The sequence below is a fragment of the Pseudomonas oryzihabitans NBRC 102199 genome (genome assembly GCF_000730625.1).
Taxonomy (GTDB): Bacteria; Pseudomonadota; Gammaproteobacteria; order Pseudomonadales; family Pseudomonadaceae; genus Chryseomonas; species Chryseomonas oryzihabitans.
On the sequence record NZ_BBIT01000005.1, the window covers coordinates 609,860 to 621,838 of the forward strand.

The window sequence follows — 11,979 nt, forward strand, 5'->3', positions numbered from 1 at the left end:
ACAGCGCAGCCGGAAAACTGCTCTGCGTAAGTTCAGTAGGTGACGCGCTTGGGGGCGAAGCGTCGGCCGATGTTGAGGGTGATGTTGCTTACCGCCCGCAGGAGCGCCTTGACCTTCTGCGTCGGCGGAATCGAGGACAGCGAAAGACTCAGGACCTGGCGCAGGAAGAACACGTGCAGGTCGCGCTCGCCCAGCCGGTAGTAGTAGTTGGCCAGGCAGTACTGGGTGTGGAGATCCATCTGCAGGCGCTTCTGGCTGGCGCGCATGGAAAAGATCCCGCCCTCGTGCACGCGGTAGGCGGCGGGGCGGATCTCGTCCATGAACTTGCCCTTGCCGTGGGCACCCAGCAGCGACCACCAGACGATGTCCATGAGCGCGGCGGTTTCCAGCTCCGGCGGCAGTTCGCGCAGGACGTTGCGGAAGCAGGCGGTCAGGGTCGACAGCGGCAGGGCCTTCTTCAGGTCGGTTTCGCTGCGATCGTAGTGATCCTGGCCATTGAACCGCTGCGGATTGACGATCCCCGTGCTGTTGAAGGCATAGGAGGCGTGGAAGGTCAGGGCGTAGTCCCGGTTGTTCTCCAGGAAGTCCACCTGCAGCTGCAGCTTGCGCGGATCGTTCCAGTAGTCGTCGCCTTCGCAATAGGCGATGTAGTCGCCGCGGGCGTGCTGGAACACCGGCATGCCATAGGGCTTGCCCTGGCTGTACTGGTTTTCCTTTTGCAGGATCAGGCGGATCAGCCGGGGGTAGCGGCGCTCGTAGTCCTGGAGGATTTCCCGGGTGCCATCGGTCGAGGCGTCGTCGTTGACGATGATCTCGAAGGGGAAATCGGTCTGCTGGCGCAGGAAGCCGTCGATGGCCTGGCCGATGTAGTCACGATGGTTGAAGGTCAGGCAGACGATGCTGGCGACCGGCCGACTGCAATTCGTCGGCCAGTGCTTCATGATCTCTGCTTCGGTCCGAGCGTCCATGTCAGATACCTGCTTTGTAGAGTTGGGAAAACAGGCGCGAGCGGGTCTGTTTCGGAGAACAGAGCACGTAGCTCAGCGCCATCAGCACCAGGGTCAGGCCACCGCCCAGGGCGAGGGTGGCCAGGATGGAGAACCGCTCCTGCGGTTGAATCTCTTGGTACAGCAGCTTGCTCAGGCCCACGCCGATGGCGGTCACCACCACGGCCACCAGCAGATCCTGGTTCCAGTAGCGCTGCAGATTCGGCGCGAAGCGGCCGTGGACGATCATCGGCCAGATCACGAAGGGGATCAGGCGCATGAAGAACCAGGCCAGCGCCGCGCCATAGGCGCCGTAGTGCAGGACTACCAGGATCACGATGGGCACCGAGATGGCCGCCGATACCAGGCTGTACCAGACGTGCAGGCGCAACTTGCCGTAGGCGTACTGCAGGTAGAACTGGAACTGGCTGAGGGCGAGCAGCGCCGAGCCCAGGGCGTACCAGAACAGGATCGGCTCGCTCCAGTGGGCGGAGACCTTGTCGCCGGTCCAGGCGAAGACCAGCGCCTCGCCATGGAAGGCCACCATGGCCGCCAGCGGCAGCAGGATGGCGAAGGCGAAGCGTGCCGCGTTGCGATAGAGCCGCTCCAGTTCGAGCGGCTTGTCTTGGGACACCAGCACCGTCATGCGTGGCAACAGCGCCTGCACCAGCGGATTGGTCAGGGTCACGATGCCGGTGGAGATCAGCGCCACCAGGCTGAAGTAGCCGTACTCGGCCAGGGGCAGCGCCTTGGACAGCACCAGCTTGTCGAGCTGGGTCAGGGCGATCCACAGGATCGAGGTAAAGGACATGCTCAGGGCGAAGGGCACGATGGGCTTGACCCGCTGCCAGTCGAAGCCGCTCCACCAGGTGGGGTTGGGCAGCAGGCGATAGGCCTTGAGCGCATAGACCAGCATCTCGAACACGGCGACGAAGGCCTGGAACACGAAGAAGTCCAGCGGCTCCTGGGAAATCCACATCACCAGGACCAGGCCGCCGAAGTAGCGCACCGTGGCGATCAGCACGTTGACCATGTTCAGCCAGCCGTGCAGCTCGACCCCCTGGACGCCGCTCTTGTACAGCGTCGACAGCAGGCGGAAGGCGATCATCAGCCCCATCAGGCCGATGCAGTGGGCCACGGTCTCGGTGGGCAGGCCCTGGACGTTGAGCCAATGCCCCGCCATCCACTCCGAATTCAGCTCGATGGCGACGAAGGCCAGGGTCGCCAGGGGGATGAAGATGAATTCCAGCGAGCGCAGCAGCTGGCCGCGGGTACGCCCCGCGCCGGTCTGACCGCGGCCGTGGGCGACGTCGCGGACCAGCGAGGCGGAAATGCCGACGTCGAGGAGTTGCAGCCAGGTCTGCAGCACGGCGAAGAAGCCGATCAGACCATAGGTTTCGGCACCCAGATGACCGAGATACATCGGCTGGATCAAGATGCCGATCAGCAGCGCATAGGCTTGGCCGGCATAGTTGATCAGGGTGTTGCGCAACACCGACACTTTCGCGGGACTGGTCATGGGAGATAGCGGGCCAGGGTCAGGTTAGAACAGGAGAGGAGTCGCCGGGAAAATCCCAGCTCGGCAGCAGCTGTGCCGGGGTGATGAGTGCCCGCAGGGATTCCATGCTGGTCTTTTTCTGCTGCGCCAGGAGCAGGGTGTCGATCAGCAGGTCCTGGGTCGCCTGCGGCAGGTCCGGATAGAGCGGCACGCAGAGGATGCGGTGACTCAGCTTGCGCGAGACCGGCTTGATCGCCTGGGGCTGCAGGTAATCCAGGGTTTCCAGCGACGGATAGAAGTAGCGGCGCGGATTGATGCCGACGGCGTTCAGCGCCTTCTTGGTATCCAGCAGACTCGGCTCGTCGCGCAGGGCCACCGGGAAGTAGCTGTAGTTCAGCTGGGTCCCGTAGGTGGGGCGCTGCAGGTCGAAGGCGCCCTGCAGGCTTCTTTCATAGTGCTGACCGATGACGGCGCGGCGGGCCAGGATGTCTTCCAGCTCGTCGAGGATGCACAGCCCCATGGCCGCGGAGACCTCGTTGAGCTTGGCGTTGATGCCGACGCCCTCGATGCGCTCGGCATCGACGATGCCGAAGTTGATCATGCGGCGAACGCGCTCGGCGAGTTCGTCGTCCTCGGTGATGATCGCGCCGCCTTCGATGGTGTGGAACAGCTTGGTGGCGTGGAAGCTGACGGTGGTGATGTCGCCCCACTGCAGTACCGACCGGCCTTCGAACAGGGTGCCGAAGGCATGGGCGCCGTCGTAGACGACCTTCAGGCCGTGGCGCTGGGCGACCTGCTGCAGGCCGCGGACGTCGCAGGGATTGCCGAACACGTGGGTGGCGACGATGGCCGAGGTGTCAGGCTCGATGGCGGCTTCGACGTTGGCCGGATCCAGGTTCCAGGTTTCCGGGTGGATGTCGGCGAACACCGGCCGGATCCCTTCCCAGTGCAGGGTGCTGGTGGTGGCGACAAAGCTGAACGGCGTGGTGATGGCACTGCCGGTCAGGCCCAGGGCGCGATAGGCAACCTGCAGGGCCAGGGTACCGTTGTTGACCAGGATGATGTTTCTGACGCCCAGGTAGTCGCGCAGGCGCTCTTCGAGCTGAGCGTGCAGAGGGCCTTGGTTGGTGATCCAGTTGTTGGCGTAGATCTTGTCGATATACGCCTTGAAGCGTTCCTTATCGCCAAGGTAGGGCTTGGTCACATTGATCATGATCCGGTACCTGCTTATCGAGTCCTTGATACGTGTCGGTTCGGTCAAGCGTGCTCGGCGACCGGGCTGGCCGGTTGCCGGAAGGAGGCGCCGGGCTTGTCCAGGCGTTCCAGAACCGACTCCAGGGCCTCGCGACTGGCATCGTTGTGGAACTGCCAGACCCCGTAGATGCGTCCGGAAAAGGACGCTTCGCTTCCCAGGCGGGGATCCACCGCCAATCCCGAGCCCAGGCCGAACAGGTGCAGGCCCTTGAGGCGCTGGCCGTGCTGGTCCAGCGGACTGCCGGCGGCGTCGGAGTCCAGGCCGCCGCGCAGGGTGCGCAGGGTCAGCGGCCGGCCGTCCTGGCAGCGCAGCTCGGGCACTATGGGTTGGTAACCCATGCCCTGGACCAGCAGGGCGGCGCTGTCGAACAGCGTCTGGGCGCTGGCGAGCTGGTCGGCGCTGCCATCCAGCTGCAGCGTCCTGACCTTGACCGGGGTGCCGCCGATGCCCTGACCGGCAAGGACCTGGCGACCGATCTCGTGGGCGCGGTAGCGCAGTCCGCCGGAACGGTTGACCCGCTTGGAAATGGGGCAGATGTCCTGGATCGGGTCGAAGTCGTAGCCGGCGGCCAGGGCTTCGGCGGCGGTCTCGTAGAACAGCCGGATCGGCGAGCGATGGACCAGGGTCAGCTCGCGCAGACCATCGTGGTGCAGGGCGCTGGCCAGGTTGTCCAGGGCGGAAAAGGCACTGTGGGAGCCGCCGACCACGCAGATCGGACCGCCATCCTTGAGGCGCGCCCGATAGCGCTGGCGCAGGGCCTCGGGTTGCAGGCGCAGCAGATTGTCGGAGCTGTCGATCGAGGCGCTCTGGGGCAGCTGCAGGCCCATGGCCTGGATGCTTTCCTCGAAGCTGTGGCGGGTCTGCTGGCCACCCAGGTTGAGGACCAGGCTGGAGGTGCGCACGCGGCGGATGGCACCGGCCTGCTCCAGCCAGACGACATAGCTCGAGCCTTCGCAGGTCACTTCGGTGATGCGGGTCTGGCGCCAGGTGGGGATGCCGTATTGGCGTTCGAGCCAGGGCAGGACCAGGCCGGCGGCCTGCTGGAAGAGCTGGCCGACGATGGGCAGCGCCGGCGCTTCCTGGGAATTCAGCTTGAGGTGGCGAAAGGTCGGCGAGGCCTGCAGCGGGGCCAGGATGGGCGCCAGCAGGGGATCGCGCAGGCAGTCCAGAAAGACGTCGCTGACCGAGTTGGCGATGATCTGATAGTCACCCAGCTTGCCGGCGCCGAGTTCGGTCCCGGCATCGACGATGATGGTGCCGGCCTGGGCCAGTTGCTCCAGGGCGCCACGCTTGATGGCATTGAACAGGAATCCCAGGCCCGCCGGACCGGCGCCGCCAATTAGACATCCTAATGTCGATTCCGATAGATCATTCCTTGCCATCGGGGCATCCTCTCTGTGCGCAATCAGGGCGCAATTAACGTGGTAGAAACTGGCTTTCGCAGTGCCCGGCAGTCAGCAAGAAATTCAAGAGATCGTTTTAATCTTTATTGATTGAGTGACCGTCTGATGAACGTCGGTCAGTACCGGTGCCAGCCATTGCCGGTAATTAATTCGAAAGTATCGGCGCCGGGTGTACAGCAACTTGCTCACGGCCATCTGCCGAAGACTTTGCGATCTTTACCCGCTGATTCCGGCCACACCGCGTGCCGCCTTAAGGGTGCTGAAGTTCGTTTGGCTGGGCAGCCACTCGCCCGCCTGTTGCAGGCAAGACTGAAGTGGCATGAGCGAAAAGAGTTAAGTCCAGTTCAGGTGACATCCATGTAGTCCTGCAGGTGCTCGCTGGCACGGTGATCGTCCCCTGCTGTCCAGTGCCTGGGCATGGCTACCGCACAGGTTTGCCGTGTCTTGGGTGGTAACCGGTCCGGTCGGGACATGGCTACCGCACGGGTTTGCACCTGGACGGGATGAGCAGAGGGTTATTTACCGATATCAAGACCTGACAACGCAGAAAACAGGAACTTGAAAAGCCATCGGCGAGACGCAGAGGAGGGGGAGGTAATGCTGTCTTCCCTGACCTGTACGGCAGCAGGTTCAGCGCGCAATCCCAGCGCTACTTCGAACCTGGGGCAATGATTGTCAAAAGGGTTTGGACTGTCAACGCGAGGTCCGAACGGCAAATCCGGCCAGCGAGACGGCTATCAATGCCGTTGATCCGGGTGAATCGGCGGCCAAATGAGGTGTGCTTGGCAAAAAAACGGCCGAGGCCGAAGCTTTTGGTGAAGGGAGTCGCAAAGCCTCTGCTAGGCAAGGCAATAAATGTGACGAATATTTTGGCGATTAGTTAACAGAACCCAGGGGTCTAGTAGACGGCTGGCGAGCGGAAATAAATCAGCTTTTCGCTATTTAGTATTGCTAATGTTTTCCGCTGGCTTACCAGCCTGCCAGGACGGCGGGAAGCTCGCTCAAGCTGCGGACCTCCGCATCCGGTTGGCCAGGCCCCTGCCAGGGATGCTGCAGGGGATTGAACCAGACGGCGCGAATGCCCGCGCGCTGGGCGCCCTGGACGTCATCCACGGGGTTATCGCCCACGTGCACGGTGGCTTCGGCGGGAATGCCGGTGAGGCGCAGCGCTTCGCGAAAGGGCGTGGGATCGGGTTTGCCGACGCCCAGCTGCTCGGCATTCAGGGCGAAGCGGAAATAGTCGGCCAGGCCGATGGTCTGGACGTCCGCATTGCCATTGGTCAGCACCCCCAGGGTGTAGCGATCGGCCAGTTGCTCCAGGGTGGGATGGACGTCGTCGAACAGGGTGACCTGCTGGCGGGCGGCCAGATAGACCGCGAAGCCGGCTTCGGCCAGCTGCGCCGCCTCGGGTTCGCCGTAGCCGGCATCGAGCAGCGCCTGATGGATCACCCGGCGGCGCAGCTCGCTGACGCGGTGCTTGAGACCGGCGTCCTCTTGCAGCAGGCGATCGCGAATCGCCCAGAGGTGCTCGACCGGCACGCTGCCCAGCCGCGGCGCGGAGGCGGCGAACCAGTCACGCAGCAGGGCTTCGGCGGAGTGGATGACCGGGGCGATTTCCCAGAGGGTGTCGTCGAGGTCGAAGGTCACGAGGCGAATCGTCATCGGCTGGCCTTGCGCTTGGCGCGGGGGTGCGCCTTGTCATAGACCTCGGCGAGCTGGCCGAAGTCCAGGTGGGTGTAGATCTGGGTGGTGGCGATGTCGGCGTGGCCGAGCAGCTCCTGGACCGCGCGCAGATCGCCGGAGGCACTGAGCATGTGGCTGGCGAAGCTGTGCCTGAGCATGTGCGGATGCAGGTGCTGGCCCAGCTCGCGCACGCCGGCCTCGCGCACCCGCAGCTGCACCGCGCGGGGCGTCAGGCGCAGACCGCGCTGGCCGATGAACAGGGCGTCGTCACGCGGTGCGGCCTGGAGCCGGACCTTGAGCCAGGTCTCCAGGGCGTCGCGGGCCTTGCTGCCGATGGGCAGCACCCGCTCCTTGTTGCCCTTGCCGCGTACCTGGACCAGGCCCTGGGCCAGGTCCACATCCGCCAGGTCCAGCCCCACCAGCTCGGACAGCCGCAGCCCGGAGCTGTAGAACAGCTCCAGCAGGGCCTGGTCGCGCAGGGCGAAGAAGTCGTCCTCCACGGCGCCGTCGAGCAGCTGCATGGAGCGGTCGACATCGAGCACCTTGGGCAGGGCCTTCTGCGCCTTGGGCGGCGAGAGGCCGTGGGCCGGGTCCTGGCTGCAGTGGCCTTCGCGGATCAGATAGAGATAGAAGCCGCGGCAGGCCGACAGCAGCCTCGCCAGGCTGCGACTGGAGGCGCCGGCCCGGTGCAGCTGGGCGATCAGGGCGCGCAGGCGCCGACTGTCCAGGCCGCCCCAGTCGCTCAGGCCTTCGGCTTCGGCGAAGCTCAGCAGCTTGCGCAGGTCGCGCCGGTAGCCGTCGAGGGTGTGGGGCGAAACCTGGCGTTCCAGGCGCAGATGATCGAGATAGGCATCGAGCTGGACCTGCATGCTCCGCTCCCGGGCTCAGCGCACCGTACGCAAGGGGACGGGAAAGCGCGGCAGGACCCGCGCCAGGACTTCCGCCACATGGCTGAGGAACAGGGTGCCCAGGCTGCTGCGATAGTGCTGGGGATCGGGGCTGCCGATCGCCAGGACGCCATGCAGGCCCTGGTGGGAGAGGGCGGCGACGGCGGCGGAGCCGACCTCTTCCTTGGCCGAGTCACCGAACAGGAAGGCCAGTTCGTGGGCGCGCAGGACGCCGCTGGTGGTCTTCTCGCCGCCCAGCAGGCCACCGATCACCTTTTGCGCCTCGGCGGGGGTGACACTGCGGCCGACCGGCAGGGGATGCTCGTGGAACAGGATGAGGCCGACGTAGGGCACCTTGAATTCATGGCGGAGGCTGTCTTCGACGGTGCCTATCACCTCTTCGAGGCTGTTGGCGTCGAGCAGGCCGATGATCAGCCGGCGGGTCTTGTCGAACAGCCGGTCGTTGTCCCGCGCCACGTCCATCAGGTGGGTCAGGCGATGGCGCATCTCGCCGTTGCGATCGCGCAAGAGACCGAGTTGCCGCTCGACCAGGGAGATGGCGGTACCCCGCTGATGGGGCACGCGCATCTCCGCCAGCAGCTCTTCGCGATCGGCGAAGAAGTGCGGATGGTCCAGTAGCCAGTCGGCGACCTGGTCCGCGGTCAGTTCGGGGGTGTCGCTCATACTCTTACCTGGCCTTCGTAGACACGGGTGGCCGGACCGGTCATGAGCACCGATTGACCGACGCCGTCCCACTCGATGTTGAGCAGGCCGCCCGGCAATTCGATGCTCACCGGCGATTTCAGCCAGCCCTGGCGGATACCGGCTACCGCGGCGGCGCAGGCACCGGTGCCGCAGGCGCGGGTTTCGCCGACACCGCGTTCCCAGACCCGCAGGCGGGCGCGCTGGGCGTCGATGACCTGCAGGAAGCCGATATTGGCCTTTTGCGGAAAGCGCGGATGGCATTCCAGCTTGGGCCCGAGGGTCAGTACCGGCGCCTGGTCGACGTCGGCGACGCGCAGCACGCCATGGGGATTGCCCATGGAGACCACCGCCAGCTCGACCGTCTCGCCCTCGACCTGGACGGCATGACTCAGGGTCTCCGTCTCGGCGATGAAGGGGATCTCGGCCGCCTGCAGGCGTGGTGCGCCCATGTCGACGCGGACCTGACCGTCGCCCTTGAGCAGCAGCTCGATGATGCCGCCCTTGGTCTCGACGCGGATCTGCTTCTTGACCGTCAGGCGCTTGTCGAAGACGAAGCGGGCGAAGCAGCGGGCACCGTTGCCGCACTGTTCGACCTCGGAGCCATCGGCGTTGAAGATACGATAGCGAAAGTCCACGTCCGGGGTGCTGGGGGTCTCGACGATCAGCAGCTGATCGAAGCCGATGCCGGTCTTGCGGTCACCCCACAGACGGACGTGCTTGGGCTGGATGTGCGCGTGCTGGCTGATCAGGTCGAGGACCATGAAATCGTTGCCCAGACCGTGCATCTTGGTGAAGCGCAGTTGCATGGAACTCCCCTCAGGCCGGCAGCCGGCTCTCGCCCGCGAAGAGTTCTTCCAGCGTCTCGCGCCGACGGACCAGGTGCGCCTGGTCGCCATCCACCATCACCTCGGCCGCACGGCCACGGGTGTTGTAGTTGGAACTCATGGTGAAGCCATAGGCCCCGGCGGAGCGGATGGCCAGCAGATCGCCTTCGGCCAGCACCAGCTCGCGGTCCTTGGCGAGGAAGTCGCCGGTCTCGCAGATGGGGCCGACCAGGTCGTAGCGGCGGGCATCGCCCTGGCGCGCGGTCACCGGCTCCACCGCCATCCAGGCCTGGTACAGCGCCGGACGGATCAGGTCGTTCATCGCCGCATCGACGATGGCGAAGTCCTTGTGGGCGGTGTGCTTGAGGTATTCCACGCGGGTCAGCAGGACACCGGCGTTGGCCACGATGAAGCGGCCGGGTTCGAACACCAGGGTCAGGTTGCGCCCGGCGATGCGCTCGCGGATGGCCTGGATGTAGTCGCCGGCCAGCGGCGGCTGCTCGTCGCGATAGCGCACGCCCAGGCCGCCACCGAGGTCCAGGTGGCGCAGGACGATACCGCGCTCGGCGAGGCGGTCGATCAGCGCCAGCAGGCGGTCGAGGGCGTCGAGGAAGGGCGGCAGGGTGGTGAGCTGGGAGCCGATGTGGCAATCCACCCCGAGGATGTCCAGGTTGGGCAGTTCCGCGGCGCGGGCGTAGACCGCCTCGGCGTCGGCGATGTCGATGCCGAACTTGTTTTCCTTGAGGCCGGTGGAGATGTAGGGGTGGGTCCCGGCGTCGACGTCGGGATTGACCCGCAGCGAGATCGGCGCGACCACACCCAGCTCCGCGGCCACCTGCTGCAGCCGTTCCAGCTCGTCGGTGGATTCGACGTTGAAGCAGTGCACGCCCACTTCCAGGGCGCGGCGCATGTCGTCGCGGGTCTTGCCGACCCCGGAGAACACCACCCGGTGCGGATCGCCACCGGCGGCCAGGACACGCTCCAGCTCGCCGCGGGAAACGATGTCGAAGCCGGCGCCGAGGCGGGCCAGGACGTTGAGCACGCCGAGGTTGGAGTTGGCCTTGACGGCAAAGCAGACCAGGTGCGGCAGACCGGCCAGCGCATCGGTATAGGCGCGGTACTGGCCCTCGATGTGCGCTCGCGAGTAGACGTAGGCGGGGGTACCGAATTCCTGCGCCACGGCGCTCAGGGCTACCCCTTCCGCATGCAGTTCACCTGCACGGACAGCGAAGACTTCCATGGTGGCTCCTTAGAACACGTCGTGGCGGTGTTCTTTGGCGGCTTTCTGGTCGTCGGGCAGGTACAGCGGGCCTTTCTGACCGCAGCCGGCCAGCAGGCAGGCGCAGGCGATGAAGAGAAGAGACAGGCGCTTCATGACGCTAAACCTTTATTCAGGCGAATATTGCCCGGAGTATAACGGGGTTGAACGACTCTTTGACACGCCCGGATGGCTGAAGCGCAGCTGCCGGCCGCCGTCGCGACTGGACGTCATCTGGGCGGCCCGCTACCGTGCGGCGATTCTTTCCCTTCTTTCGAGGATCGTCATGAGCCGGCTCAGCGAAGCGCAATTCCATCACCTCGTCGACCAGACCCAGCGTCAGGTCGAGGACGCCTATGACGACAGCGGTCTGGACCTCGATCTGGAAAATGCCGGTGGCGTGCTGACGATCAAGTTCGACAACGGCAGCCAGGTCATTCTCAGCCGCCAGCCCCCGCTGGTGCAGCTCTGGGTGGCGGCGCGCTCGGGTGGCTATCACTTCGACTGGGATGGCCAGAACTGGATCTGCGACACCTCGTCCGAAACCCTCGGCGCGCTGCTGGTGCGGGTGACCCTGGAGCAGACCGGCGAGAGCGTGGCCCTGCCGGGGCTGTAACGACCTGCGGTCGGTGCGGCTTGACCGCTGCCGAGACCCCTGTGCTAGCGTGACCTGACGGCGCCTTTCGAGCGCCGTTTTCTTTTGCCGCCTCAGGCGGCTTCCCGCTGGGCGCCCGCCGCCCGTCATCCCCGGTGGTCCGGCCGCCTCCCGCGGCGGGGATCGCACCGTCTCGTCCTCCAGGAGTCCGCCATGCGCCACGCATCGCCCATTACCGTTTCCGCCGTCGACCTGCCCCGTCTCGAACGCCTGCTCGATGCCCTGCCCGAATTCGGCCCCGTGGCCGAGGCCCTGGACGAGGAACTGGCCCAGGCCCGGGTGGTGGCGCCCGACGAGATCGGCGCGGTGGTGACCATGAATTCGCGCGTACGCTGCCGCGAGACCGATACCGGCAAGGAGTACCAGGTGGTGCTGGTCTATCCGGAGGACGCCGGTGGCGAGGGACGGGTCTCGGTGCTGGCGCCGGCCGGCAGCGCGCTGCTCGGAGCCACGCCCGGCGAGCACCTGAGCTGGCCGGTGCCGGGTGGCAAGGAGCAGCAGGTGGAGCTGCTGGCGCTGGAGCCGGCCGAGGCCTAGTCGTCCGCGACCTCGGGCAGGTCCGGCAGGGCTCGCAACAGGCGCTCGTAGTGGGCGCCGTCGAAGGGGCGGTCGGCGTCGAGCATGGCGGCGATCTCGCAGGACAGCGCCTGGGCCATCAGCAGCACCGCTTCCTCGCGGTCATAGCCGACCAGGGTCAGCTGGTTGAGTACCGCCTGCACATAGCTCGGCTCGCCGGCGGCAAGCTGATTCTCCACCGCTTCGATTAGATGCGAGGAGACAAAGGATTCTTCGTCATCGGCGTGGTCAATCATGTCTGGATACCTT

The 11,979-nt window shown here is 65.5% G+C and carries 13 protein-coding genes; 2 read left to right on the forward strand and 11 right to left on the reverse strand.

Annotated elements, in window-relative coordinates:
- Nucleotides 1–32: 32 nt before the first annotated feature.
- From POR01S_RS09075 to lptM, 10 genes are all read right to left on the reverse strand, one after another.
- Nucleotides 33–968 (reverse strand): glycosyltransferase family 2 protein, encoded by a 936-nt coding sequence (locus tag POR01S_RS09075; RefSeq protein WP_007161387.1) that lies wholly within the window; start codon nucleotides 966–968, stop codon nucleotides 33–35.
- A gap of 1 nt (nucleotide 969) precedes the next feature.
- The gene (locus POR01S_RS09080; RefSeq protein WP_027600347.1) at nucleotides 970–2,505 is read right to left on the reverse strand and encodes a lipopolysaccharide biosynthesis protein; all 1,536 of its coding nucleotides are present in this window, start codon (nucleotides 2,503–2,505) and stop codon (nucleotides 970–972) included.
- Between the two features lie 19 nt (nucleotides 2,506–2,524).
- Nucleotides 2,525–3,697, reverse strand: a complete 1,173-nt coding sequence (locus POR01S_RS09085) for a DegT/DnrJ/EryC1/StrS family aminotransferase (RefSeq protein WP_042135276.1) — start codon at nucleotides 3,695–3,697, stop codon at nucleotides 2,525–2,527.
- A 44-nt stretch (nucleotides 3,698–3,741) separates the two neighbouring features.
- Complete coding sequence (locus POR01S_RS09090) at nucleotides 3,742–5,121, reverse strand: hypothetical protein (protein ID WP_027598161.1); 1,380 nt, start codon at nucleotides 5,119–5,121, stop codon at nucleotides 3,742–3,744.
- Between the two features lie 990 nt (nucleotides 5,122–6,111).
- The gene (locus tag POR01S_RS09095; protein WP_042135278.1) at nucleotides 6,112–6,804 is read right to left on the reverse strand and encodes an HAD family hydrolase; all 693 of its coding nucleotides are present in this window, start codon (nucleotides 6,802–6,804) and stop codon (nucleotides 6,112–6,114) included.
- Complete coding sequence (gene xerC, locus POR01S_RS09100; protein ID WP_042135280.1) at nucleotides 6,801–7,694, reverse strand: tyrosine recombinase XerC; 894 nt, start codon at nucleotides 7,692–7,694, stop codon at nucleotides 6,801–6,803. The genes POR01S_RS09095 and xerC overlap by 4 nt, the downstream gene beginning before the upstream one ends.
- A 15-nt stretch (nucleotides 7,695–7,709) precedes the next feature.
- Nucleotides 7,710–8,396, reverse strand: coding sequence for a DUF484 family protein (locus POR01S_RS09105; RefSeq protein WP_007161381.1), 687 nt, complete (start codon nucleotides 8,394–8,396; stop codon nucleotides 7,710–7,712).
- Nucleotides 8,393–9,223: a diaminopimelate epimerase gene (dapF, locus tag POR01S_RS09110; protein ID WP_007161380.1), complete on the reverse strand. Its 831-nt coding sequence runs from the start codon at nucleotides 9,221–9,223 to the stop codon at nucleotides 8,393–8,395. Before dapF ends, POR01S_RS09105 begins: the two co-directional genes overlap by 4 nt.
- A 10-nt stretch (nucleotides 9,224–9,233) precedes the next feature.
- Nucleotides 9,234–10,481 carry a diaminopimelate decarboxylase gene (gene lysA, locus POR01S_RS09115; RefSeq protein ID WP_027600344.1) on the reverse strand — a complete coding sequence of 416 codons (1,248 nt, stop codon included), beginning with the start codon at nucleotides 10,479–10,481 and terminating at the stop codon, nucleotides 9,234–9,236.
- A gap of 9 nt (nucleotides 10,482–10,490) precedes the next feature.
- A complete protein-coding gene (gene lptM, locus POR01S_RS09120; RefSeq protein WP_007161378.1) occupies nucleotides 10,491–10,616 on the reverse strand; it encodes an LPS translocon maturation chaperone LptM in 126 nt (41 codons plus the stop codon).
- Between the two features lie 169 nt (nucleotides 10,617–10,785).
- On the opposite strand from lptM, the gene cyaY reads away from it, so the two are divergent.
- Nucleotides 10,786–11,115 (forward strand): iron donor protein CyaY, encoded by a 330-nt coding sequence (gene cyaY / locus POR01S_RS09125; protein WP_027598165.1) that lies wholly within the window; start codon nucleotides 10,786–10,788, stop codon nucleotides 11,113–11,115.
- A 192-nt stretch (nucleotides 11,116–11,307) separates the two neighbouring features.
- A complete protein-coding gene (rnk, locus tag POR01S_RS09130; protein WP_027598166.1) occupies nucleotides 11,308–11,691 on the forward strand; it encodes a nucleoside diphosphate kinase regulator in 384 nt (127 codons plus the stop codon).
- Here rnk and POR01S_RS09135 read toward each other — a convergent pair.
- Complete coding sequence (locus tag POR01S_RS09135; RefSeq protein WP_042135282.1) at nucleotides 11,688–11,966, reverse strand: hypothetical protein; 279 nt, start codon at nucleotides 11,964–11,966, stop codon at nucleotides 11,688–11,690. The genes rnk and POR01S_RS09135 overlap by 4 nt on opposite strands.
- Nucleotides 11,967–11,979: the final 13 nt, after the last annotated feature.